At 60.6% G+C, this 24,564-nt stretch carries 25 protein-coding genes; 20 read left to right on the top strand and 5 right to left on the bottom strand.

Features of this window, described 5'->3' with window-relative positions:
• Positions 1-300: 300 nt before the first annotated feature.
• The 4 genes from CAF65_RS21950 to CAF65_RS21935 all read left to right on the top strand — a co-directional run bounded on the left by CAF65_RS21950 (position 301) and on the right by CAF65_RS21935 (position 4,630).
• Positions 301-2,217, top strand: coding sequence for a sigma-54-dependent Fis family transcriptional regulator (locus CAF65_RS21950; protein ID WP_085718176.1), 1,917 nt, complete (start codon positions 301-303; stop codon positions 2,215-2,217).
• Positions 2,218-2,374: 157 nt separating this feature from the next.
• Positions 2,375-3,724 carry a UDP-N-acetylmuramate:L-alanyl-gamma-D-glutamyl-meso-diaminopimelate ligase gene (gene mpl, locus CAF65_RS21945; protein ID WP_085718175.1) on the top strand — a complete coding sequence of 450 codons (1,350 nt, stop codon included), beginning with the start codon at positions 2,375-2,377 and terminating at the stop codon, positions 3,722-3,724.
• Entirely contained in the window at positions 3,721-4,353 is a 633-nt protein-coding gene (gene ubiX, locus CAF65_RS21940) for a flavin prenyltransferase UbiX (protein WP_008022902.1), read from the top strand. The genes mpl and ubiX overlap by 4 nt, the downstream gene beginning before the upstream one ends.
• A complete protein-coding gene (locus CAF65_RS21935; protein ID WP_085718174.1) occupies positions 4,346-4,630 on the top strand; it encodes a YceK/YidQ family lipoprotein in 285 nt (94 codons plus the stop codon). Before ubiX ends, CAF65_RS21935 begins: the two co-directional genes overlap by 8 nt.
• Positions 4,631-4,742: 112 nt before the next feature.
• On the opposite strand, the gene CAF65_RS21930 is transcribed toward CAF65_RS21935, so the two are convergent.
• The 3 genes from CAF65_RS21930 to CAF65_RS21920 all read right to left on the bottom strand — a co-directional run bounded on the left by CAF65_RS21930 (position 4,743) and on the right by CAF65_RS21920 (position 7,700).
• Positions 4,743-5,384, bottom strand: a complete 642-nt coding sequence (locus tag CAF65_RS21930) for an oxidoreductase (protein ID WP_085718173.1) — start codon at positions 5,382-5,384, stop codon at positions 4,743-4,745.
• Positions 5,385-5,411: 27 nt separating this feature from the next.
• Complete coding sequence (locus CAF65_RS21925) at positions 5,412-7,130, bottom strand: C13 family peptidase (protein ID WP_085718172.1); 1,719 nt, start codon at positions 7,128-7,130, stop codon at positions 5,412-5,414.
• A 114-nt stretch (positions 7,131-7,244) separates the two neighbouring features.
• Complete coding sequence (locus CAF65_RS21920) at positions 7,245-7,700, bottom strand: MaoC family dehydratase (RefSeq protein WP_008022907.1); 456 nt, start codon at positions 7,698-7,700, stop codon at positions 7,245-7,247.
• A gap of 193 nt (positions 7,701-7,893) precedes the next feature.
• Here CAF65_RS21920 and CAF65_RS21915 point away from each other — a divergent pair, with 193 nt between their 5' ends.
• From CAF65_RS21915 to CAF65_RS21905, 3 genes are read left to right on the top strand one after another with little or no spacing between them, the layout of a single operon-like run.
• Entirely contained in the window at positions 7,894-8,256 is a 363-nt protein-coding gene (locus tag CAF65_RS21915) for a CidA/LrgA family protein (RefSeq protein WP_008022908.1), read from the top strand.
• On the top strand, positions 8,253-8,969 hold the full coding sequence (locus CAF65_RS21910; protein WP_085718171.1) for an LrgB family protein: 717 nt from the start codon (positions 8,253-8,255) through the stop codon (positions 8,967-8,969). The genes CAF65_RS21915 and CAF65_RS21910 overlap by 4 nt, the downstream gene beginning before the upstream one ends.
• A 10-nt stretch (positions 8,970-8,979) precedes the next feature.
• On the top strand, positions 8,980-9,570 hold the full coding sequence (locus tag CAF65_RS21905) for an LON peptidase substrate-binding domain-containing protein (RefSeq protein ID WP_008022910.1): 591 nt from the start codon (positions 8,980-8,982) through the stop codon (positions 9,568-9,570).
• A gap of 12 nt (positions 9,571-9,582) precedes the next feature.
• Here CAF65_RS21905 and CAF65_RS21900 read toward each other — a convergent pair whose 3' ends face one another.
• Both CAF65_RS21900 and CAF65_RS21895 read right to left on the bottom strand, forming a co-directional pair.
• On the bottom strand, positions 9,583-10,899 hold the full coding sequence (locus CAF65_RS21900; RefSeq protein WP_085718170.1) for a bifunctional DedA family/phosphatase PAP2 family protein: 1,317 nt from the start codon (positions 10,897-10,899) through the stop codon (positions 9,583-9,585).
• A gap of 175 nt (positions 10,900-11,074) precedes the next feature.
• A complete protein-coding gene (locus tag CAF65_RS21895; RefSeq protein ID WP_085718169.1) occupies positions 11,075-11,773 on the bottom strand; it encodes a DNA-3-methyladenine glycosylase in 699 nt (232 codons plus the stop codon).
• Between the two features lie 189 nt (positions 11,774-11,962).
• On the opposite strand from CAF65_RS21895, the gene CAF65_RS21890 reads away from it, so the two are divergent.
• From CAF65_RS21890 to CAF65_RS21830, 13 genes are all read left to right on the top strand, one after another.
• Entirely contained in the window at positions 11,963-13,234 is a 1,272-nt protein-coding gene (locus CAF65_RS21890) for a glutamate-5-semialdehyde dehydrogenase (protein ID WP_085718168.1), read from the top strand.
• A 1-nt stretch (position 13,235) separates the two neighbouring features.
• On the top strand, positions 13,236-13,925 hold the full coding sequence (gene nadD / locus CAF65_RS21885; RefSeq protein ID WP_085718167.1) for a nicotinate-nucleotide adenylyltransferase: 690 nt from the start codon (positions 13,236-13,238) through the stop codon (positions 13,923-13,925).
• Positions 13,926-13,998: 73 nt separating this feature from the next.
• Entirely contained in the window at positions 13,999-14,493 is a 495-nt protein-coding gene (gene rsfS, locus CAF65_RS21880) for a ribosome silencing factor (protein WP_085718166.1), read from the top strand.
• A gap of 9 nt (positions 14,494-14,502) precedes the next feature.
• On the top strand, positions 14,503-14,970 hold the full coding sequence (gene rlmH / locus CAF65_RS21875) for a 23S rRNA (pseudouridine(1915)-N(3))-methyltransferase RlmH (RefSeq protein ID WP_003185785.1): 468 nt from the start codon (positions 14,503-14,505) through the stop codon (positions 14,968-14,970).
• A gap of 10 nt (positions 14,971-14,980) precedes the next feature.
• Complete coding sequence (gene mrdA / locus CAF65_RS21870) at positions 14,981-16,876, top strand: penicillin-binding protein 2 (RefSeq protein ID WP_085718165.1); 1,896 nt, start codon at positions 14,981-14,983, stop codon at positions 16,874-16,876.
• Positions 16,877-16,907: 31 nt separating this feature from the next.
• Positions 16,908-18,011 carry a rod shape-determining protein RodA gene (rodA, locus tag CAF65_RS21865; protein WP_052037671.1) on the top strand — a complete coding sequence of 368 codons (1,104 nt, stop codon included), beginning with the start codon at positions 16,908-16,910 and terminating at the stop codon, positions 18,009-18,011.
• Between the two features lie 17 nt (positions 18,012-18,028).
• Positions 18,029-19,039 (top strand): lytic murein transglycosylase B, encoded by a 1,011-nt coding sequence (gene mltB / locus CAF65_RS21860; protein WP_085718164.1) that lies wholly within the window; start codon positions 18,029-18,031, stop codon positions 19,037-19,039.
• Positions 19,039-20,046 (top strand): septal ring lytic transglycosylase RlpA family protein, encoded by a 1,008-nt coding sequence (locus CAF65_RS21855; protein ID WP_085718163.1) that lies wholly within the window; start codon positions 19,039-19,041, stop codon positions 20,044-20,046. The genes mltB and CAF65_RS21855 overlap by 1 nt, the downstream gene beginning before the upstream one ends.
• Positions 20,047-20,228: 182 nt before the next feature.
• Positions 20,229-21,386 carry a D-alanyl-D-alanine carboxypeptidase family protein gene (locus CAF65_RS21850; protein WP_085718162.1) on the top strand — a complete coding sequence of 386 codons (1,158 nt, stop codon included), beginning with the start codon at positions 20,229-20,231 and terminating at the stop codon, positions 21,384-21,386.
• 84 nt (positions 21,387-21,470) lie between these two features.
• Positions 21,471-21,746, top strand: coding sequence for a DUF493 domain-containing protein (locus CAF65_RS21845; RefSeq protein WP_003215438.1), 276 nt, complete (start codon positions 21,471-21,473; stop codon positions 21,744-21,746).
• Complete coding sequence (gene lipB / locus CAF65_RS21840; protein ID WP_085718161.1) at positions 21,746-22,393, top strand: lipoyl(octanoyl) transferase LipB; 648 nt, start codon at positions 21,746-21,748, stop codon at positions 22,391-22,393. The genes CAF65_RS21845 and lipB overlap by 1 nt, the downstream gene beginning before the upstream one ends.
• 25 nt (positions 22,394-22,418) lie before the next feature.
• Positions 22,419-23,417, top strand: coding sequence for a lipoyl synthase (gene lipA, locus CAF65_RS21835; protein ID WP_178076735.1), 999 nt, complete (start codon positions 22,419-22,421; stop codon positions 23,415-23,417).
• 174 nt (positions 23,418-23,591) lie between these two features.
• Positions 23,592-24,542 (top strand): LD-carboxypeptidase, encoded by a 951-nt coding sequence (locus CAF65_RS21830; RefSeq protein WP_085718159.1) that lies wholly within the window; start codon positions 23,592-23,594, stop codon positions 24,540-24,542.
• Positions 24,543-24,564 lie beyond the last annotated feature (22 nt).

The following is a 24,564-nucleotide window of genomic DNA, read 5'->3' as shown; positions in this document are numbered from 1 at the left end:
ATGGTTTCTCCTTGGTTCTTGTGCTTATAAGGAAGACGCGCATGTGCGCTTGCTTTAAGCGTAGAGCAAGGGCCGGGCCATCGCGTTGTATCTCAGGTAAATCAAGACCTTGCACGATTTTTGTCGGACGGACGGAGCGCGCCTGTGACGCTTTCGGTACAGCTTGCGTGACACTTTGTATCGTTTCTGGCGCAACCTGTGACCGGGTGGTCTTGCAGGCATTGCAATGCAGGCCCGGCTGGAGGATGCTCGGCATCACCTCATGCACGGGACGCCGAGCCCCGGGGAGAATAATAAGAAATGCACGACAACCATTTGAGTCGCCATGCCCAGCAAGTATTGACCGTGACCCAGGGCAAGGCCCACCTGCACGGCCCTGGCAGCGATCCGTCCATCGCCCGTTCCTGGCTGCGCTGCCTCGAGGACTATCATCTCGATCCGGCGTTGAGCATCGCACCGACGGTGCTGGAACATGGCCGTGTCCTGGAAAGTCGCGAACGCTTGCAGCAGGTGCTGCACATCGCTGGCAATGAAATGACCAGCCTGCACCAGCAACTCTCCGGTGCCGGTCATGCAGTGCTGCTGACCGATGCCCGCGGCGTGATCCTCAATTGCGTCACCGCGCCCGCTGAACGGCAGATTTTCGAGCGTGCCGGGCTCTGGCTTGGTGCCGACTGGAGCGAGGCCTGCGAAGGCACCAACGGCATTGGCACTTGCCTGGTGGAGCGTCAGTCGCTGACCATCCATCAGGACGAACACTTTCGTGGCCGCCACACCGGCCTGACCTGCTCGGCGAGCCCGGTCTTCGATCCCCATGGCGAATTGCTGGCGGTGCTCGACGTGTCGTCGGCGCGGCGCGATGTGTCGCGGCAAAGTCAGTTCCACACCATGGCTCTGGTCAATCTGTCGGCGAAGATGATCGAGAGCTGTTACTTCCTGCGCTGCTTCGACAATCAATGGTTGCTGCGTTTTCACTTGCAGGCTGAGTCCGTCGGTTTGTTCAGCGAAGGCTTGCTGGCGTTCGACGGAGAAGGGCGCATTTGTGCGGTCAACCAAAGTGCGCTGAACCTGCTTGGACACATTCGTGGCGGCTTGCTGGGCAAAACGGTGGAGGCGTTTTTCGATTGCTCGCTCGATGAGTTGCTGGGGCGGGCGAGTATCGGTGCCGCGGCCAGTTGGCCATTGCGTACCCGTGATGGTCGCAAGCTGTTCGCGGTATTGCGCGGTGAGGCGCGGCGGCCGCTGCCGACTCCGAGGGCGCCTGCTCCCCATGTTGCACAAGTACCGCGCCTTGCGGGCATTTGCCTGGATGACGCGACGTTGCAGGCAGACTTCCGCAAGGCCTTGCGCGTCTACGAGCGCGACGTGCCGCTGCTGATCAATGGCGAAACCGGGTCCGGCAAGGAGGCCTTTGCCAAAGCGGTGCACCATGCCAGCCAGCGGGCGGAAAAAGCCTTTGTCGCCCTCAATTGCGCGGCCATTCCCGAAAGCCTGATCGAAAGCGAGCTGTTCGGTTACCGCGGCGGCAGCTTCACCGGCGCCCGCAAGGAGGGCATGCGCGGCAAGTTGCAACAGGCCGACGGCGGGACGTTATTCCTCGATGAAATCGGTGACATGCCGCTGGCTTTGCAAACACGCTTGCTGCGGGTGCTGGAAGACCGGCAAGTGGTGCCGATTGGTGGCGAGCCGGAAGCGGTTAACGTGCGGATCATCAGCGCCACCCACCGCAATTTGCTGGAGCGCGTGCAGGACGGCAGCTTTCGCGAGGATTTGTATTACCGGCTCAACGGGTTGGAGGTGGCGCTGCCAGCATTGCGCGATCGCAGTGACAAGTCGCAGTTGCTCGACTTTTTGCTGGCGGAGGAGGCGGGCACGGAAACCGTGTTGATCGACGGGGCGGCGCGGGAGGCCTTGTTGGGGTTCGCCTGGCCGGGCAACGTGCGGCAGTTGCGCAATGTGCTGCGTACGTTGGCGGCGTTATGCGATGGCGGACGGATTGGTCTGGCGGATTTGCCGGCCATGATTCGTCAGGCCCGACCGGTGGTAATGCAGACCGTTGAAGAGCCGTCGGAGCATCCGCTGGAGGATGCCGAGCGTTTAGCGTTGTTGAATGCGCTGGAGCAGACGCGCTGGCATATGACGCATACAGCGGAGCAACTGGGCGTCAGTCGAAATACCCTTTATCGCAAGCTGCGTAAGCATGGTATCGCCCGCTAATCCGGGTCGCGCCCTTCGCGAGCAGGCTCGCTCCCACAGGTTATGCACGGTCCCTGTGGGAGCAGGCTTGCTCGCGAAGGCGTCCTGAAGTCTGAAACACAAGGTGCGAATTTCCCCTCCCTAAGCTAACCTGCGGCCATGTTTTACGAGGTCGACTATGCACATTCATATTCTTGGTATCTGCGGCACTTTCATGGGGTCAATGGCGGTTCTGGCCAAAGAGCTGGGCCATCACGTGACCGGCTCCGATGCCAACGTCTATCCGCCGATGAGTACTCAACTGCAAGCCCAGGGCATTGAGTTGACCCAAGGCTACGACCCGGCGCAACTCGATCCGGCCCCCGACCTGGTGGTGATCGGCAACGCCATGTCACGGGGCAATCCGGCGGTGGAGTACGTGCTGAACAAAGGCCTGCCTTACGTCTCCGGTCCGCAATGGCTGGCGGATCACGTGCTGCAAGGTCGCTGGGTACTGGCCGTTGCCGGTACGCACGGCAAGACCACCACCAGCAGCATGCTGGCTTGGGTACTGGAACACGCAGGCATGGCCCCCGGCTTCCTGATCGGCGGCGTGCCGCAAAACTTCTCGGTGTCGGCGCGCCTGGGCGATACACCGTTCTTCGTCATCGAAGCCGACGAGTACGACAGTGCGTTCTTCGACAAGCGTTCCAAGTTCGTACATTACCGTCCGCGCACGGCAATCCTGAACAACCTTGAATTTGATCACGCGGACATCTTCCCGGACCTGCCGGCCATTGAGCGGCAATTCCATCACCTGGTGCGGACCATCCCCAGCGAAGGCCTGGTGATTCATCCGACCACCGAGCCGGCGTTGCAGCGCGTTATCGAGATGGGTTGCTGGACGCCGGTGCAAACCACGGGTACCGGTGGTCAGTGGCAGGTCAGGCTGCTCAGTGACGATGGCTCGAAGTTCGAAGTGATGTTCGAAGGCGTCGCCCAGGGTGTGGTCGAGTGGGACATGACTGGCCAGCACAACGTCGCCAACGCCCTCGCGACACTGGCCGCCGCACGCCACGTCGGTGTGGTGCCGTCCATGGGCATCGCCGCATTGAGCGCCTTCAAGAGCGTGAAACGCCGGATGGAGAAAGTTGCGGAAGTCCGTGGCATCACCATCTATGACGACTTCGCTCACCACCCGACCGCCATTGCCACCACACTCGACGGCCTGCGCAAGCGCATTGGCGATGCACCGCTAATTGCAATCATTGAGCCGCGCTCCAACTCCATGAAGCTCGGTGCGCACCGTGACGGATTGCCGGAAAGCGTGGTCGATGCCGATCAGGTGATCTGGTACGCACCCGCCAACCTCGGCTGGGACCTGGCGGGCACGGCGGCGCTGTGCACGGTGCCGTCGGTTGTCAGCGACTCCCTTGAAGGCATCATCGAGCGCGTGAAGAGCCAGGCCCAACCCGGCACTCACGTGGTGATCATGAGCAACGGCGGCTTCGGCGGCCTGCACGGCAAGCTGGCCGAGGCGCTGAAATGAACAACGGCCCGGACCGCATCACCCTGGCAATGACCGGCGCTTCAGGCGCCCAGTATGGTTTGCGCCTGCTCGACTGCCTGGTGCGGGACGATCGTGAAGTGCACTTCCTGATTTCCAAGGCCGCGCAGTTGGTGATGGCCACCGAAACTGATGTCACGCTGCCGTCCAAGCCGCAGATGATGCAGGCGTTCCTCACCGAATACACTGGCGCTGCCGCCGGGCAGATCCGGGTGTATGGCAAGGAAGACTGGATGTCGCCGGTGGCCTCGGGTTCCGGCGCGCCTGCGGCGATGGTGGTGGTGCCGTGTTCGACGGGTACTTTGTCGGCCATCGCCACGGGTGCCTGCAACAACCTGATCGAGCGTGCCGCCGACGTGACGCTGAAAGAGCGTCGGCAGCTGATTCTTGTGCCTCGCGAGGCGCCGTATTCGAGCATTCACCTGGAGCACATGCTCAAGTTGTCGAATATGGGCGTGACAATCCTGCCGGCATCACCGGGCTTCTACCATCAGCCGCAAACCATCGACGACCTGATCGATTTCGTCGTGGCTCGGATCCTCAACCTGCTGAATATCCCTCAGGACATGTTGCCGCGTTGGGGCGAGCATCATCTGACCAGCGATGAATAAGCTGCTGGTGATGGTGCTGGTGCTGCAACTGGCCGGGTGCGCCACGGCGCGCACGCTCGATGCGGCCAAGCCGGGAGCGCCGGTGGTGTACTCGGGGACGCGGCTGGATTTGTACGCGATGAACGGCGGGTGCTGCGCCAAGGACCGTTTCGGCGCGCAAGCGCCGAGCTATCCCGGTGTCGACCTGCCGGCGAGTGCGTTGCTCGACACGCTGCTGTTGCCGTTGTCGCTGCTGACGGTGATCGGCGTGAGTTTTCAGGCGACGGGTGGGTTGTAAGAGAGCAAGCTCGCTTCCACAGGTTTTTCAGCGATTACAAAAAATTGTGTACGACACAAAATCCTGTGGGAGCGGGCTTGTCTGCGAAGAGGCCCGCTCAGGCACCATCAAATTACTTGCCCAACTTCCTAAGCTCATCCGACTCGACAATCCTGACGCCGTCCTGCTCTTCCAGCGCCAGGCGCCACATTGCCCGGGCCAGTTGGCAGGCTTCGATGCCGTGGTATTTGCCGGGAATCAGCCGTGATAACGGCCCGGCGAATTTTTCGCCCAAGCGTGGTTCGGTGCGTTCGCCCAGCAACAGCGAAGGGCGGCAAATAGTCAGCTGCGGCCAGTCTTGCGCGCGCAATGCGTACTCCATCTCGCCTTTGACCCGATTGTAGAAAATCGAGGATCTGCGATCGGCTCCCAGAGCACTGATCACGATCAGGTGCCGTGCGCCCATCTCCCGTGCGCGTTTGGCAAAGGCTACGACCATGTCCAGGTCCACTGCGCGGAACGCTTGTTCCGAACCGGCCTGCTTGATCGTGGTGCCCAGGCAGCAATAGGCGATATCGACCCGCCCGTTCAGTTGTGGCAGGAATGCCGTAGGGTCGCCGACCGGGTTTTCCAGGTGCGGATGTTCGGCCAGTGGCCTGCGTGACGGGGCCAATACCCGAGTAATCGTTGGCTCGTTAAGCAGGCGATCAAGCAGATGTTCACCCGTTAAACCGGTGGCACCGGCGAGCAGCACGTGCTGAGGCGTCAAGTACATAGTGTTTCTCCCTTGATACTGTTCAGCTTAGTTGCTGTTTGCGTCCTTGCTTTCGGTTGACGCACTTTGCAGTGCTTTTCGTGCCTGTTGTTTGCGCAGTAATTGCCAATGCGAGAGGACGGTTTTCGGTGCCCAGATCTGTGGTTCGGATGCTTCGAAACCGTCTGCCAGCTCACGTTCGGCGACAGTGGTCTTGGCCAGTTTGAAGGCTTGGTCCAGATCGTCGGTCTGGTTCAGGGCCTGGGCGAAGAGTGCATCACCGAAGTAGGTGAAGTTGGCTTCCTCCGAGCAGCCGAAGGACACCCGGTCGGCCCGCGAGGCCGTCATGATCAGGGTCCGTTCATCCTTGAGGACGGGGATGAAACCGCCGGAGTAGCAGGATGAAATCACGATGATCTTGTCGCGGTTTTTCAACGGGGCGAGAACAGCGGCCAATTCGTCGGCTGGCAGATCGGCCAGCTCCATGCGCGGCTGGTCCAGCACCAGCTCGTGTTCGCTGGTGCCATGGCTGGACAGGTAGATGAAAATCAGGTCTTCCGGACCGCTGCGTTCGGCCAGCGTCAAGGCGGCGCGGCGCAGGTTTTCCCGGGTAGCCATCGGGCGGTCGGCGAGGTGGTCACGATGGTTCACCAAGCGGATCTGGCCAAAGGCGCCGAAACGGGTGGTGAGCATATTGGCGACGTAGTCGGATTCGCGCAGAAATACACTTTGCTTGCCATCACCGCCCAGGGTCAACGCATACAGCTCCACTGCCGGGGTCGAGGGCGGAATGTTGGTCAGCGCCGAGTCGAGCAAGCGCCCCTGCGCCAGCAGGCCGAGCTCCAGAGTGTCGGGCAACAATTTGCCCTCGGCGTCGCGCACGCGCTGGCCGTTGATCCAGGTGCCGCTGAGCACGGTGCCGTCGGTCAGCACCAATGTGCCGCGCCCCTGGTAACTGTCGTTGTCGAACTGGCCGGTGTAAAAGCTGCCGTCGGACAGGTTCAGTCGGCCCTGGCCGGAAAAGTGCCAGTCGTTGAACTGGCCGATGTAGTGGCTGCCGTCAGCACCGATCAACTCGCCCTTGCCGTTCAGTGAACCTTCCTTGAACTGGCCCAGCCAGACATCGCCGTCGGCGTTTTCGTAGCGGCCTTTGCCGTGCAGTTGATTGTTCTTGAAGCTGCCGACATAAATGTCGCCATCGGCGCTGTTGAACGTCCCGTTGCCTTCCAGTTGGCCGTCGACGAAGTGCCCGGTGAACTGATTGCCGTTGCCGTCGCCGCGCTGGCCTTCGCCATTGGGTTTGCCGTGGGCGAACTGGCCCTGATAGGAACTGCCGTCCTCGAGCTCGAGGCGACCCAGGCCGGCGTATTGATCGGCTTTGAACTCTCCGCGATAGCTCATGCCGTTTTCTTTGAGTGTGCCTTCGCCGTCGCGCCGGCCTGCCTTGAAACCGCCGCTGTAACTGTTGCCGTTGGTGGTCAGCGTCCCCTGACCGTCGAACAGTCCCTGATTGAACTGTCCACGATAGACTTCGCCATTACTGCCATGCCATTCGCCCTGGCCCTGCCACTGGCCTTTGTCGAATTCGCCGGCGTACCAGCTGCCGTTCGGGTAGTCGATGCGCCCCTTGCCTTGCAGCAAGCCATTGACCAGGTCGCCGCGATAGCGTCCGCCGTCCGGCAGGCGCGCGTCGGGGGGCAAAGGCGATTCGCCGTCGCCGCAGGCGGTGAGCATCAGGGTCAAGGCAAGGAGTGCAAGTGGGCGCATAGCGGATTCCGGGCAATTAGGCGAGGGAGTATGCCGCAGCTATGTGTCCTTATATAGGGTGAGGTGCCGCGAGAGGGCGCGAAACAGCATGAGCTGCTTCGCATCCGGGAAGGTTTATACGAAGCACAGGGACAGGGGTTCGGCGATATACGCCGGTTTGTCCGAACCTTCGATTTCCAGGGTGGTGGTGGCCTTGAGCAGCCATTGGCCGGGTTTTTTCTCGATGACTTCGGTCAGGTCGACCTTGAGCCGCACTTTCGAGTTGACCTTGACCGGCTGAATGAAGCGCACGCTGTCGAGGCCGTAGTTGACCACCATCTTCAAGCCTTCGGGCATGACGAGGATGTCTTCCATCAGTTTCGGGATCAGCGACAACGACAGGAAGCCGTGAGCGATGGTGCTGCCAAATGGAGTTTGCGCGGCCTTGACCGGGTCGACGTGGATGAACTGATAGTCCCCTGTGGCTTCGGCGAACAGGTTGATGCGTTCCTGGTCGATAGTGAGCCATTCGGAACGTCCGAGTTCCTTGCCGACATAATCTTTGAGCTCTGCAACTGGAACATAGGGCATTGAGACTCTCCTTGGGTTCATCGGTTTTATAGTTTTGGCTTGCGGGGATTTGACTTCCCGGCTTACTACTTTAGATCAACATGGCAAAACGCTTCGGTCAACTGACCATGCTTTTGGCGAATGCCGGTCTATAGCGCGAGCATGCTTATAATGCCCGGCCAATGCGGGTGACGGATTTTGCAGGAGATCAACGATGTTGTTACGGGGCCTGACGTGGCTGGTGCTGTTCCAATTGCTTGGCACTGCGATCAATCATTTGTTTTTGCCTGTGCTGCCGGGGCCGATTGTTGGGTTGCTGCTGTTGCTGGTTTACCTCATCTGTCGCGGACAGGTCGGCGAGCCACTGAACCAGGCGGCCAGCAGCCTGTTGCGCTACCTGCCGCTGTTGCTGGTGCCGCCAGCCGTGGGCGTGATGGTCTATGCCGCTGACATCGCTGCGGATTTCTGGGCCATTGTCGGTGCGCTGGTGTTGTCGCTGCTGCTTTCGATGGCCTTCGCCGGGGTGCTGATGCAGCGCATGGTCAAGCGGCACGCTCAGCCTGAGGACAGCCAATGATCTTCGACTGGCACGGCGCCTGGACGTCGGTGATTCACCATCCGTTGTTCGGCATAGGCATTACCCTCGGCGCCTATCAGCTTGTACTGGGCGTGTTCGAGAAAACCCGATGGATCTTTTTGCAGCCGGTGCTGGTCTCCATGTTGCTGGTGATCGGCGTGCTGGTGGGCTGCGGCCTGACCTACGCCGAGTACCGCAAGAGCACCGAGATTCTCAGCATCCTGCTCGGTCCGGCCACTGTCGCGCTGGCGGTGCCGCTTTATCTCAACCTGCGACGGATTCGGCAGTTGTTCTGGCCGATATTTACTACGCTGGTGATAGGTGGGGTGGTCGCCACGGGGATGGGCGTGTTGCTGGGCTGGTCGTTCGGTGCCGAGCACATGATTCTGATGACCATGGCGCCGAAATCGGTGACCTCGCCAATCGCCATGCTGGTAGCTGAGCAGATCGGTGGAGTCGCAGCGCTGGCAGCGGTGTTCGTCTTGATTACGGGGGTGATCGGGGCGATTTTCGGTCCGGTCCTGTTGACCCGGCTGGGCGTGTATAGCCCGGAAGCCAGGGGTATGGCACTGGGCATGACGGCCCACGCGGTCGGCACGGCAGTGGCGATGCAGGAAAGTGAAGAGTGCGGTGCCTTCGCGGCGCTGGCGATGAGTTTGATGGGCGTGGCCACGGCGGTGCTGCTGCCGCTGGCGGTGTCGATGGTGGTGTAAGGAAATGTCTATGAGTCTGCCGCTTTTTCCGTTGAACACAGTGCTGTTTCCAGGCTGCATCCTTGACTTGCAGATATTCGAGGCGCGCTATCTGGACATGATCGGTCGCTGCATGAAGCAGGGCGGTGGTTTCGGCGTGGTGTGCATTCTCGAGGGTGAAGAAGTCGGGATCGCCCCGGCTGGCTATGCGCTGGTGGGCTGTGAAGCACTGATCACCGATTTCAAACAACAGGACAACGGCCTGTTGGGGATTCGGGTTCAGGGTGGGCGGCGTTTCCATGTATTGAAAGCGGAAGTCCAGCGCGATCAGTTGACCGTCGCCGAGGTCGAGTGGCTGGAGGACGAACCGGAGCAGCCTTTGCAGGATGAGGACGCTGACCTGGTTGCATTGCTCAAGGCCCTGGCGGAACACCCGATGGTCGAAGCCTTGAACATGGGCACTGAAGCGACCGGGCAACAGTCACTGGCCAATCAGTTGGCGTACCTGTTGCCTTTTGCCGAGCTGGACAAGATCGACCTGCTGCAGCTTGACGATCCGCAGCAGCGGCTGGATGCGATTCAGGCGTTGCTGGATGAGTTGCAGGGTGAGTTGTTTGCTTGAGGAGCATTTTTACTAATACGCATACCGCAACATAGTATGCGGCAAATGCCGCAATACGAAGAAGCCGAACAATGCCATCAGCGCCGGCAACACCAGCCACCAGACCTTGGGTGGCAAGGCGTTCAGCGGGGCCTTGCGCTGGATCAGCCACAGGCTGGCTGCACAGACACATGCCGCCAGCATCGCGCCGGCCATGACATCGGTTGGCCAGTGTGCCCCGAGGTACACCCGGGAAAGGGCAATCGCCATCGCCGGCAAGCAGGCCACCAGCAACCAGGTCAGGCGCATGCGTGGCGGTTGCCCGCGACCGGCCAGCACGGCGAGGGTCAGAAACAGCGCGAACGCGCCTGAGGCGTGGCCGCTGGGCATGCTGTAGCTGGTCAATGGATCGCTCAATACTTCCGGGCGCACGCGGGCGAAAAACTGTTTGGTTGCGGTGTTGGCCAATGCTGTGCAGAGGAGGGTGCTGCACGCGAAAACTGCCTGTCTCCATTGCCGGGTAATCAACAGCAGTGCTACCAACAATGCACTGAACAACAGCATGTTGCGGAATTCGCCAATCAACGTGAAGACCACCGCCACCTCATCGAACATCGGGTTGCGATGCTCCTGCACCAGGGTCATCAGCCCTTGATCGAGGGCACTCAGGTGCTGATAGCCGATGAACAGTCCTGCCAGAATCAGAAAGCTCATTCCGGTGATCAACGCTGTAGCCCTGCGATGCTGGCGCAGGCTACTGGTGGCACTCAACCCCACCATCACGGCAATACTGCCGGCAACGATCCCGGTCTGAGTCCAGAAGCCTTCAGGCAGCGGCAAGCGAATCGCCGCGCCGGTAGCCCAGCCTGGCAGCAGATAAGCCACCGACCAGCCCGCTCCAGCCAGCAGGCTGACGGCGAAGAAGCGTGGGAAGGGCATGTCGCACATGCCGGCGACCATGGGCAGCATCGGTCGCAGCGGTCCGATAAAACGCCCGACCAGCAGGCTGGCGATACCATAGCGCTGGAAATAGGTCTCGGCCCCGGCGATCCATTCCGGGTGATGGCGCAACCCAGGCAGGCGTCGGATGTTCTGGTGGAAATGGCGCCCCAGGAAGTACGAGACCACATCGCCAAGCACGCCGGCCAGGAAGCCCAGCAGCAGTGTTTCACTCAACGAGAGCGCTCCGCTGCCGGCCAGAACCGCCACGGCGAACAGCAGCACAGTGCCGGGCACAATGAGCCCGGCAATCGCCAGGCACTCCACGAAGGCCACAATGAACACCGCCGCGGCCAGCCACTGCGGGTTCGCCGCCAGCCATCCGGTCACGCTATCGAGCCATGGGCCCATAAAAACCACTCCATTGAATGTTCAATTGGTCCCTGGGGACAAAACAATTCTTCAAAACACCACAAAGCCCTGTGGGAGTGGGCTTGCCCGCGAAGAGGCCCTTTCGGTCGATATTGATATCGCCTGACACTCCGCCTTCGCGAGCAGGCTCGCTCCCACAATGGATCAATCCATTTCAGGTCAGCACAAAATAATCGCGACCTTCAACCTGTCCCCGTCGCAGCGGGTTCCGCGTGCAGTACGGCGCGTAAGCCGCATCGACGAAGCGGTACATCAGGTGCTCGTCGCGCCCGTGGGGGATGCCCAGGCGTGTAGTCTGGATGATGTGGGCGGGCGTCTGCCCGACATGTTCCACCAGCAACACTTCATGATCGAAGCGTTTCGCGTCCCATACCGGCACTTTCAGGCCCAGCGCCTTGCACAGCAGCGTTTGCCCGGCACAGAGTTTTTGTGACGGGCGAGGGTGGCCCTGGGCGTCGGGATTGTTCAACAGCATCTGCGCCAGGCTGGCCGGCCCGCTCAATTGATCGACCCACGGGTAGGCGGATTTGATCAGTACCGCGTTTCCCGGGCCCTGGGCGCTGAAGTTCAGGGAGTCACCGCCCCGGGCGTAATACATATAGATGTGGCCGCCATCCAGAAACAAAGCCTTACGCTTTTCTGTGTAGCCGAGGGACGCGTGGCTGCCTTTTTCCGCGCAGTAATAGGCTTCGGTCTCGATAATTCGGGCACTGAGCCACAGGTCGCCAACTCGATGGCGAATGACTTTACCCAGTAAATCCCGGGCCAGAATCTGGGCGTCACGGTCGAAAAACGCGTCCGGAAGGCCTGCGGGCAGGCTCATGGCGGACGCTCGAACAGTCAGATTGGACATGATGACCGGCGTTTGTCAGGGCTGAATGAGTCGTGATGATAACAATTTGCAGCTTAATCCCGGCTGAACATCGGCAAATGCCCCTTCATTTCGACCATCCGCCCGTCACCGCTGTTAGTCCCGGGACGCGACAGCTATAATCTGCCGCTTTACTCTTTACCAAGACCTAATCAAAGACCACGCCAGACCATGACTGAGTCCGTTCTTGACTACATGACCCGCCTGGGGCGCGCCGCCCGCGTAGCTTCCCGCGTGATCGGCCGTGCCAGCACCGCGCAGAAAAACCGCGCCCTGCAGGCCGCCGCCAATGCGCTGGACGCTGCCCGCGCCGAGCTGACGGCGGCCAATGAGCTGGATTTGGCCGCCGGTCGCGCCAATGGTCTGGAGCCAGCCCTGCTTGAGCGCCTGGCTTTGACCCCGGCGCGTATCGACGGCATGATCGTCGGCCTGCGTCAGGTGGCAGCCCTGCCGGACCCGGTCGGCGCGATCCGTGACATGAGTTTCCGCCCGTCCGGTATTCAGGTCGGCAAGATGCGCGTGCCACTGGGCGTGATCGGAATCATCTACGAGTCTCGGCCGAACGTGACCATCGATGCGGCCAGTCTGTGCCTGAAGTCCGGCAACGCGACCATCCTGCGTGGCGGTTCCGAGGCCATTCATTCCAATCGAGCCATCGCCGCCTGCATTCAGCGTGGCTTGGCCGAGGCCGATCTGCCGGCCGCGGTGGTGCAAGTGGTCGAAACCACGGATCGCGCTGCCGTCGGCGCGCTGATCACCATGCCTGAATACGTCGATGTCATCGTGCCGCGCGGCGGCCGTGGCCTGATCGAACGCGTCAGCCGTGATGCCCGCGTACCGGTGATCAAGCACCTGGACGGCATCTGCCACGTTTACGTGAGTGAACACGCCGACCTGGCCAAGGCCCAGCGCATCGCGTTCAATGCCAAGACTTACCGTTATGGCATTTGCGGTGCCATGGAAACGCTGCTGGTCGATCAAAGCGTCGCCAGGGAGTTCCTGCCGGCGATGGCGGCACAGTTCCGCGAAAAAGGCGTCGAGCTGCGCGGTTGCGAGCGTACCCGGGCAATCATCGATGCCGTGGTCGCTACTGAAGAAGACTGGAGTACCGAATACCTGGCAGCGATTCTGTCGATCCGTGTGGTCGATGGACTGGGCCAGGCCATCGAGCACATCAACCATTACGGTTCCCATCACACCGATTCGATTGTCAGCGAACACCAGGGCGACACCCGGCGTTTCGTGGCTGAAGTCGACTCCTCGTCGGTGATGATCAATACCCCGACATGCTTCGCCGATGGCTTCGAATACGGATTGGGTGCCGAGATCGGCATTTCTACTGATAAGCTGCACGCCCGCGGCCCGGTGGGTCTCGAAGGACTGACCTGCGAGAAGTACATCGTGGTCGGCGACGGGCAGTTGCGCGGACAGGAGCCGGTCTGACTTGGGCGACTTCGACCCGTCAGCCCCGGTCACCGTCAGCGAGCCTGCCCCTCGCCGTATTGGTGTGCTGGGCGGAACGTTCGACCCGGTGCACATCGGCCATTTGCGCGGTGCGCTGGAAGTCGCCGAAACCCTGGCGCTCGATGAGCTGCGTCTGACACCCAGTGCCAGGCCTCCCCATCGGGATACGCCGCAGGTGTCGGCGAAAGACCGTCTGGCGATGGTCGAGTGCGCGGTGGCCGGTGTGGCGCCGTTGGTGGTGGATGCCCGCGAATTGCAGCGGAACAAACCGTCCTACACCATTGATACCCTGGAACTGATGCGTGCCGAACTGGCCGTATCAGACCAGGTTTTTCTGCTTTTGGGCTGGGACGCTTTTTGCGGCCTGCCCACTTGGCACCGCTGGGAAGAGTTGCTCCAGCATTGCCATATCCTGGTGTTGCAACGCCCGGATGCCGACAGCGAACCGCCGGATGCCTTGCGCAACCTGCTGGCAGCGCGCTCGGTGAGCGACCCGCTGGCCCTCAAAGGGCCGAGCGGACAGATTGCATTCGTCTGGCAGACACCGCTCGCGGTATCCGCCACCCAGATCCGTCAACTGCTGGCCAGCGGTAAGTCGGTACGTTTCCTGGTGCCCGACGCGGTCCTGGCCTACATCGATGCGCACGGACTCTACCGTGCGTCGAACTGAATAGGAGTGCCTCAAGGCACGTGGCAACAACGTGTATTGAAGCGCCCGAACATACGAGCAAAACGAGTTTTATATGACGAACAACGACGTAAACAAAGTTAAGCGCAAAGGCACGTTCAAGAGTGCCCCGCTGCCTGAGAAGGTCCTTGCTGCCGAGCCACCCAAAGGCGACGAGCTGGTCAAGATCGCCGTAGCCGCCCTGGAAGACGTCAAGGCCCAGGACGTGCTGGTGATTGATGTTCGCGACAAGCAGAGCATCACTGACTACATGATCATCGCCACCGGTACGTCCAACCGTCAGATCGGCGCGATGCTGGACAAGGTCCGCGAGGCCGTCAAAGCCTTGGGTATCAAACCGCTGGGTGAAGAAGGCAAGGGCGACAGCGACTGGGTGCTGTTGGACATGGACGACGTGATCGTTCACATGATGACTGCCAGCGCTCGTCAGTTCTACGACCTGGAGCGCCTGTGGAAAGGTGCCGAGCAGAGCCGTGCGGCCGATGGCAAGCACCACAGCCCTGAAGTTGGTCACGAGCACTTCAACAAGCTCAACAAAGATCAGGAATAAGGGACCGCTGTGCGACTGCGACTGATCGCCGTCGGTTCACGCATGCCCAAGTGGGTGGAAGAAGGCTGGCATGAATATGCCAAGCGTCTTCCGTCCGAGCTGGCGCTGGAACTGGTGGAAATACCGCTCAATACCCGTGGCAAGAACGCCGACGTGGCCCGTTTCATCCGCCAGGAAGGCGAAGCCATGCTGGCCAAGGTCGGGCCGAACGAGCGGATTGTCACACTCGAAGTCCATGGCAAGCCCTGGAGTACCGAGCAACTGGCGGTCGAGCTCGATCGCTGGCGGCTGGACTCGCGCACCGTCAACTTCATGGTCGGCGGCCCTGAAGGGCTGGCGCCGGAAGTCTGTGCCCGGGCTGACCAGCGCTGGTCGTTGTCGCCGCTGACCCTGCCGCATCCGCTGGTGCGGATTCTGATCGGCGAGCAGTTGTACCGTGCCTGGACCGTGCTGTCCGGTCACCCTTACCACAAGTAATTCTGCCCTCATGTCCCAGCCGATCCGTATCAAGGACCACGAAAAAGACGCCCGTCTGGTGCGTGGCCGCGTCGTGTTCGGGGCTATTGCAGTGGTGGCACTGATAGGCGTGCTGATCGCGCGTCTGTATTTCCTGCAGGTGATTCAGTACGAGTACCACTCGACCCTGTCGGAAAACAACCGCGTCCATGTGCAGCCGATTCCGCCGACCCGTGGCTTGATTTTCGACCGCAACGGCGTGGTGATTGCCGATAACCGGCCCAGCTTCAGCCTGAGCATGACCCGCGAGCGTTCCGGCGACTGGCAGCAGGTGCTCGACGTGATCGTCGAAGTGCTGGAACTGACGCCCGAGGACCGGGTGATTTTCGAGAAACGCATGCGTCAGGGGCGCCGGCCGTTCGAGCCGGTGCCGATCCTGTTCGAGCTGACCGAAGAGCAGATCGCCCGGATCGCCGTGAACCAGTTCCGCTTGCCCGGGGTGGAAGTGGTTGCGCAATTGGTTCGTCACTATCCCCAGGGCGCGCACTTTGCGCACTCGGTGGGCTACATGGGGCGGATCAACGAGAAAGAACTGAAGACCCTCGATCCGGTGAGTTACAGCGGCACCCATCAAATTGGCAAAACTGGCATCGAGCGTTTCTACGAGCCGCAATTGCACGGTCAGGTGGGTTACGAGGAAGTCGAGACCAACGCTCGCGGCCGTGTACTGCGGGTACTCAAGCGTACCGAACCGATTTCCGGCAAGGACATTGTCCTGAGCCTGGACATCAAATTGCAGGAAGCCGCTGAAGCCGCACTCGGTGGTCGTCGTGGTGCGGTGGTGGCCCTGGACCCGAAAACCGGCGAAGTGCTGGCGATGGTCAGCCAGCCGAGTTTCGACCCGAACCTGTTCGTCACCGGCATCAGCTCCAAGGCCTATTCCGAGCTGCGCGATTCCATCGACCGGCCGCTGTTCAACCGCGTGTTGCGTGGCCTTTACCCACCGGGCTCGACGATCAAGCCGGCCGTGGCGATTGCCGGACTGGATGCGGGCGTGGTGACGGCCTCGTCCCGGGTGTTCGACCCGGGTTACTACATGCTGCCCAACTACGATCACAAGTACCGTAACTGGAACCGTACCGGCGATGGCTTTGTCGACCTCGATACGGCGATCATGCGTTCCAACGACACCTACTTCTATGACCTGGCCCACAAGCTGGGAATCGACCGGCTGTCGGCGTACCTGAGCAAGTTCGGTATCGGCCAGAAAGTCTCTCTGGACATGTTCGAAGAGTCGCCGGGGTTGATGCCGACCCGGGAATGGAAGCGTGCGACGCGTCGTCAGGCGTGGTTCCCGGGGGAGACACTGATTCTCGGTATCGGTCAGGGCTACATGCAGTCGACGCCGTTGCAACTGGCCCAGGCCACCGCATTGGTGGCCAACAAGGGTGTCTGGAACCGTCCACACCTGGCCAAGACCATCGAAGGCGAGAAGCCGGTGGATCCGAACCCGATGCCTGACATCATCCTGCGCGATCCGGCGGACTGGACCCGGGTGAACCATGGAATGCAACAGGTGATGCATGGCGCCCGCGGTACGGCGCGCAAGGCCTCGATCGGCGCGCAGTACCGGATTGCCGGCAAGAGTGGTACGGCTCAGGTGGTCGCGATCAAGCAGGGCGAGAAGTACGACCGCTCCAAGGTGCAGGAGCGCCATCGCGATCACGCCTTGTTCGTTGGTTTCGCACCGGCCGACGATCCGAAAATCGTGGTTTCGGTGATGGTCGAGAACGGTGAGTCGGGCTCCGGCGTGGCCGCACCGGTTGTGCGTCAGGTCATGGACGCCTGGCTCCTGGACCAGGACGGTCGGTTGAAGCCCGAATACGCCAGCCCTATCAGTGCAGAGGCAACAGCCCGTGATGAATAATTTTGATCGCATGCTCTCCAGCGAGGATGTGATGCGTCGCCGTGCAACGCTGTTGCAACGAATGCACATCGACGGCGTGTTGCTGATCCTGCTGCTGACGCTTGCCGCCGGCAGCCTGTTCGTCCTGTATTCGGCCAGTGGAAAAAGCTGGGATCTGCTGGCCAAACAAGCCACTTCGTTCGGCATCGGCCTGGTGTCGATGATCGTCATCGCCCAGTTCGAACCGCGTTTCATGGCACGTTGGGTACCGGTCGGCTATGTGATCGGTGTGTTGTTGCTGGTGGTAGTGGACGTCATGGGCCACAACGCGATGGGTGCCACGCGCTGGATCAACATCCCCGGTGTCATCCGCTTCCAGCCATCGGAGTTCATGAAGATTCTGATGCCGGCAACCATTGCCTGGTACCTGTCCAAACGCACCTTGCCGCCACAGCTCAAGCACGTCGGTATCAGCCTGATGCTTATCGGCATTCCGTTCATTCTGATCGTGCGACAACCGGATCTTGGCACTTCGCTGCTGATCCTGGCCGGCGGAGCTTTTGTCCTGTTCATGGGTGGCTTGCGCTGGCGCTGGATCCTCAGCGTGCTGGCCGCTGCCGTGCCCGTGGCCATCGCCATGTGGTTCTTCATCATGCACGACTACCAGAAGCAGCGAATCCTGACGTTCCTCGACCCGGAGAGCGATCCGCTCGGCACGGGCTGGAACATCATCCAGTCCAAGGCGGCCATCGGCTCCGGTGGCGTATTCGGCAAGGGGTGGTTGTTGGGCACCCAGTCGCACCTGGATTTCCTGCCGGAAAGCCATACCGACTTTATCATTGCGGTCATGGGTGAAGAGTTCGGTCTGGTGGGAATCTGCGCGCTGTTGCTGATCTACCTGCTGTTGATCGGCCGCGGCCTGGTGATTACCGCCCAGGCGCAGACATTGTTCGGCAAGTTGCTCGCGGGCAGCCTGACCATGACGTTTTTTGTTTATGTTTTCGTCAACATCGGTATGGTCAGTGGCCTGTTGCCGGTGGTGGGGGTGCCGTTGCCATTCATTAGCTACGGAGGAACTTCGCTGGTGACGCTGCTGTCAGCGTTTGGGGTTTTGATGTCGATCCATACCCATCGCAAGTGGATCGCGCAGGTTTGAATAAGGTGAAATTTTCAATGCAAGTAATGCGTGGCTGGGCGACTCGATATGCGCCATGGGTCGGCCTGGTAAGCATCCTTGGCACCGTGCAGGAAGCGTTGGCCGGCGACTACGAAGGCTCACCCCAGGTGGCCGAATTCGTCGGTGAAATGACCCGCGACTACGGTTTCGCCGGTGAACAATTGATGGGTGTGTTCCGCGAAGCCGAGCGCAAGCAGTCGATTCTGGACGCCATCTCGAAACCCGCCGAACGGGTCAAGCAGTGGAGCGAATATCGCCCGATGTTCATCACCGATGCGCGCATAGCCCGGGGTGTGGACTTCTGGCGTCAGCACGAAGCGGTGCTGGCCCGTGCCGAGCAGGAATACGGCGTGCCGGCCCAGGTGATTGTCTCGATCATCGGCGTTGAAACCTTTTTCGGCCGTAATACCGGAAATTTCCGGGTGATCGATGCCTTGTCGACCCTAAGTTTCGACTATCCTCCCCGTGCCGAGTTTTTCCGCAAGGAATTGCGTGAGTTCTTGCTGCTGGCCCGCGAAGAGCAAGTCGATCCGTTGACGCTCAAAGGCTCCTACGCCGGCGCAATGGGATTGCCACAATTCATGCCGAGCAGTTTCCGCGCCTATGCGGTGGATTTCGATGGTGATGGTCATATCAACATCTGGACCAACCCGGACGATGCCATTGGCAGTGTCGCCAGTTACTTCAAGCGTCATGGCTGGGTCGCCGGCGAACCGGTAGTCAGCCGCGCCGATGTCCGTGGCGATCAGGTCGACGAGGGTTTGACCACTGGAATCGAACCGGCGAAAACCGTCGGGGAGTTGCGAGTCCTGGGGTGGTCAAGTCATGATGCGCTGCGCGATGATATGCCGGTTACTGCTTTCCGCCTGGAAGGCGACAATGGCTCCGAGTACTGGATGGGCCTGAAGAATTTTTACGCGATCACGCGTTATAACCGCAGCGTGATGTACGCCATGGCCGTACATCAACTGTCTGAACAGCTGGTCCAAGCACGGGGCGTCAAGTAATGCGGGCATTGCCTATCAATAAACCCCTGAAGCTGATGGCATTCGCCGCGTTGACAGTGCTGGTCGCCAGTTGTTCGACCAGCCGTGCGCCGGCCCAGAAGTCCTCCACCGCCGTGCGCTCGACGCCGGGGTTGGACATCAATCGCGCCCACAAGGATGGCGCGCCATGGTGGGATGTCGATGTTTCGCGTATCCCGGACGCCACGCCGACCCTGCACACCGGCCCGTACAAGGCAAATCCGTACACTGTACTCGGCAAGACTTACTTCCCGTTGCAAGAGTCCAGGACCTACGTGGCCTCGGGCACGGCGTCCTGGTATGGCACCAAGTTCCACGGTCAGAACACCGCCAATGGTGAGGTGTATGACCTGTACGGCATGAGTGCCGCGCACAAGACATTGCCACTGCCAAGTTATGTCCGGGTGACCAATCTGGACAACAACAAGAGCGTTATCCTGCGAGTCAACGACCGTGGGCCGTTTTACTCGGACCGAATCATCGACCTGTCCTACGCCGCCGCCAAGAAGCTCGGTTATGCCGAAATCGGCACTGCGCGGGTCAAGGTCGAGGGCATCGATCCACAGGCGTATTGGGCGGCCAAAGGCCGTCCGGCGCCTTTGATGCTCAACGAGCCGCAAGTCGCGCAGAATAGCGCCCCGGTGATCACGGCTTCGGCCGGCACCGTCGAGCAATGGACACCGCCGCCGCAGCAACACGCCGCCGCAGTGGTTCCGGTGCAGCTTGATGCAAAAAAAAACGCTTCTGTGCCAGCCTCTGGCCAGTATCTGCAGGTGGGCGCGTTCGCCAACCCGGACGCTGCAGAACTCCTGAGATCCAAGCTCAGCGGGATGGTGAGCGCTCCGGTGTTCATCAGCTCGATCGTGCGCAATCAGCAGACCCTGCATCGGGTTCGTCTGGGCCCGATCGGATCGCCGGGTGAAGTCCAGCAGGTGCAGAACAGCGTGCGCCTGGCCAATCTCGGTTCGCCGAGCGTGGTCGCAGAGTAATACGTAGATCTTGATTGACGGTTCACTTGCGGTTTTGGGGGGTGAATCTGGTTGTTGGCTCGTTGAAGAACAAAAGCCCGGCAAGGGTTCTGAGTGAACAACTGAACACGCGACAGCTCGTTAGAAAGCTGTCTGATTAGTTTTGCCTTCGGGCAGTTTCCATTAGCGATTTCGAGAGACGGATGAACATCACCACCTTTGCCAAACGCCTGTTCCTGCTAGTCCCGCTGCTCCTCTCACCTGCCGCGTTCGCGGTCGAGATGATGCCGTCGCCACCACAACTGGCCGCCAAGGCCTACGTGCTCATGGATGCCAGCAGCGGCAACGTGCTGGTCGAGAACAATGGTGACCAGCGTCTGCCACCGGCCAGCCTGACCAAGCTGATGACTGCGTACATCGCGACCCTGGAAATCCGCCGTGGCCAGATCGGTGAAAACGATCCGGTGACCGTCAGCGAAAACGCCTGGCGTACCGGCGGTTCGCGGATGTTCATCAAGGTCGGCTCGCAGGTCACTGTCAGCGACCTGCTGCACGGCATCATCATCCAGTCGGGCAACGACGCCAGCGTCGCGCTCTCCGAGCACATCGCCGGCAGCGAAGACGCGTTCGCCGACCTGATGAACAAGACCGTCGCCGACCTGGGCATGACCAACACCCACTTCATGAACCCGACCGGCCTGCCGAACCCTGAGCACTATTCGTCGGCTCACGACATGGCTGTTCTGGCCCGTGCGATCATCCACGAAGACCCGGCTCACTACGCGATCTACTCGCAGAAAGAGTTCTTCTGGAACGGCATCAAGCAACCGAACCGCAACCTGCTGCTGTGGCGTGACAAGACCGTCGACGGTCTGAAAACCGGCCACACCGACGAAGCCGGCTACTGCATGGTGTCTTCGGCCGTACGTGATGGCATGCGCCTGATCGCCGTGGTGTTCGGCACCAACAGCGAAGTGGCCCGTGCCGCCGAAACCCAAAAGCTGCTGACCTACGGTTTCCGTTTCTTCGAAACCCAGACCTTCTATCAGAAGGGCGCCGAACTGGCCCAGGCGCCTGTCTGGAAAGGCTCCACCAATCAAGTCAAGGCCGGCCTGGCTGAAGACCTGACCATGACCCTGCCGAAAGGCCAACTGAAAAAGCTCGCTGCCAGCATGACCATGAACCCGCAACTGGTTGCGCCAATTGCCAAGGGTGACGTGATCGGTAAAGTCGAAGTCAAACTGGACGACAAGGTAGTGCACAGCGCCGACCTGATCGCTCTGGATGGCGTCGAAGAGGGTGGTATCTTCCGTCGCATGTGGGATAGCATCCGTCTATTCTTCTACGGCTTGTTCAACTGATAGTGTGCACCTGCATGGCCCCGCGCTGATCCGGCACGGGGCCATGCCCGTCGCCACGGCTTACGCTTACGAGGCCGTTACGCCATGACCGATACCGAAGTAAAGGCGCCTAAGATCGAATTCCCCAACGTTGATTACCCGGTTAAGGTGATCAGCGATACGGGTGTGGGCAACAAGGACAAGATCATCGAGATCGTCAAGAAACACGCGACGATCAACCATGACCGCGTAGATGAGCGCCAAAGCACCAACGGCAAATACACCACCATTCAGTTGCACATCGTCGCGACCGACCAGGACCAGCTGTACAACATCAACAGCGAACTGCGGGCTACCGGTTTCGTGCACATGGTGTTGTGATGTCCGGCACGCTGGGCTTTCGCGAGCTTGGCCAGATGGCTTACGAGCCGGTCTGGCATGCCATGCAACGCTTCACCAACGAACGCGGCACCGATGTTGCCGACGAGATCTGGCTGGTGGAACACCCTGCGGTGTTCACCCAGGGGCAGGCCGGCAAGGCCGAGCATCTGCTGCTTCCCGGTGATATTCCGGTGGTGCAGGTCGACCGTGGTGGTCAGGTGACCTACCACGGCCCTGGTCAACTGGTGGCATATTTGCTGCTGGACGTGCGCAGGCTGGGTTTTGGCGTGCGCGATCTGGTCAGCCGGATGGAGCAATGCCTGATCGAGCTGCTGGCCAGTTACGGTGTGACCGCCGTGGCCAAGCCCGATGCACCGGGTGTCTACGTCGACGGAGCGAAAATCGCTTCCTTGGGGCTGCGGATTCGCCACGGCTGTTCCTTTCATGGCCTGGCCTTGAACGTGGACATGGACCTTGAACCGTTTCGACGGATTAATCCCTGCGGCTATGCCGGGCTGGCGATGACCCAGCTGAGCGATCACGCAGGATCGATTGAATTTGCCGAGGTAAGTGCCCGGCTGCGTGCGCAGCTCGTCAAACACCTCGACTATGCTGAGCAGACGACCCTGACGGGCGGAATCGACTGATATGACTACTGATGCAGTGCAAACCATGATCCCGACGCTCGATGCCACCGAGCGCCCGGCCCCGCGTCCCAAGGTTGAAGCCGGCGTCAAGCTGCGCGGCGCCGAAAAGGTTGCACGCATTCCGGTGAAGATCATTCCGACCACCGAACTGCCGAAGAAGCCGGACTGGATTCGCGTCCGCATCCCGGTTTCGCCGGAAGTCGACCGCATCAAGGCCCTGCTGCGCAAACACAAGTTGCACAGCGTGTGCGAAGAAGCTTCCTGCCCGAACCTGGGCGAGTGCTTCTCTGGCGGCACCGCGACCTTCATGATCATGGGTGACATCTGCACCCGTCGTTGCCCCTTCTGCGACGTCGGCCACGGCCGTCCGAAACCACTCGACGTCAACGAACCGGAAAGCCTGGCCATCGCCATTGCCGACTTGCGTCTGAAGTACGTGGTGATCACTTCGGTGGACCGCGACGACTTGCGCGACGGCGGTGCCCAGCACTTTGCCGACTGCATCCGTGAAATCCGCAAGCTGTCGCCGAACGTGCAGCTGGAGACCCTGGTCCCGGACTACCGTGGCCGCATGGACATCGCCCTGGAAATCACCGCCGCCGAGCCGCCGGATGTGTTCAACCACAACCTGGAAACCGTGCCGCGCCTGTACAAGGCTGCACGTCCGGGTTCGGACTACCAGTGGTCGCTGACTCTGCTGCAACGCTTCAAGCAGATGATGCCGCACATCCCAACCAAATCCGGTTTGATGCTGGGTCTGGGGGAAACGGATGAAGAAGTCATCGAAGTCATGAAGCGCATGCGCGAGCATGACATCGACATGCTGACTCTGGGCCAGTACCTGCAACCTTCGCGTAGCCACTTGCCGGTGCAGCGCTTCGTGCACCCCGACACCTTCGCCTGGTTCGCCGAGGAAGGTTACAAGATGGGCTTCAAGAATGTCGCGTCTGGTCCTCTGGTACGTTCTTCGTATCACGCCGACGAGCAAGCGAAGCTGGTCAAGGCCGAGCTGATGTCGTCCTGACCGGCGGGCAGCAATGAAAATGGCCCGCATGGCGTTTAGTCTTGCGGGCGTTTTTTTGCCTTGCCTACGGCAACAGCAGCCGTTTCCTGCAATTTGCGGGGTAACGACCCCGCTTCTGTTTGTCCACGTTCCTGACTACTGTGTGGTGACGTTTTCACCCAGGGAGATTCAAGGATGACCGTTCGACCGTCTCACACTCTTTGCCCTCACACCCCGGTTCCGGCTTTGCCGTCGCAAGGGCTGATTGGCGTTATAGCGCCTGCCGGTCCCGCGCCACTGGACACCGATAGAGCTGTGCAATGGATGCGCGCCCGCGGCTATTCGCTGAAGATCTTTCCCGGCGTCTACGAGAAGGATGGCTATCTTGCTGGCAGTGACGAGGTGCGGCTCAATGACCTGCACGCGGCGTTCGCCGACAACGAGGTCGATGCCATCATTTGCCTGCGCGGTGGTTATGGCACACCGAGGTTGCTTGATCGAATCGATTTCGAACTGCTGCGTAACAACGTCAAGCCGTTCATCGGCTACAGCGACATCACTGCACTGCATCTGGCGATCAGTCGTTATGCAGGCTTCGTGACCTTCCATGGCCCGATGCTCAATGCCGATCTGCTGGGCGACAAGCAAAAGCCCACCGAACCTTCGTTTTTCAATATGCTGCGCGGTCAGGTGAAGGCCGGCAGCGTGTTGGCGCATCCCGTTGTCTATCCATTGACGATGATCGAGCCAGGCATTGCCCACGGTCGTTTGCTGGGGGGCAACCTGTCGATGATCGCCGCGACCATGGGCACGCCTTATGAGATCGATGCCGAGGGTATCATCCTGTTTATCGAGGACATCAACGAGCCGCTGTATCGCATCGATCGATTGCTGACCCAACTGCGGCTGGCTGGCACTCTGGGCAAGTTGCGTGGGGTGCTGGTGGGGGATGTGGCGGGGGTGGAGGTACCTGCGCTGGAGCGGTTGCTCAAGCAGACGTTCGAGCCGTTGCGGATACCGGTGTTGTCCGGATGGCGAAGCGGGCATTGCGATCCGAACCTGACATTGCCCATGGGCGCGCTGGTCAGGCTGGATGCGGGGAACAGGGAGTTGGTGTTGGAGCAGGATGTGGTGGTCAGGCAGTAGGTCTCCATCTCCTGATAGTCCG

Source organism: Pseudomonas sp. B28(2017) (genome assembly GCF_002113025.1).
Classification (GTDB): domain Bacteria; phylum Pseudomonadota; class Gammaproteobacteria; order Pseudomonadales; family Pseudomonadaceae; genus Aquipseudomonas.
This window is presented reverse-complemented; position numbering and strand designations above follow the sequence as displayed.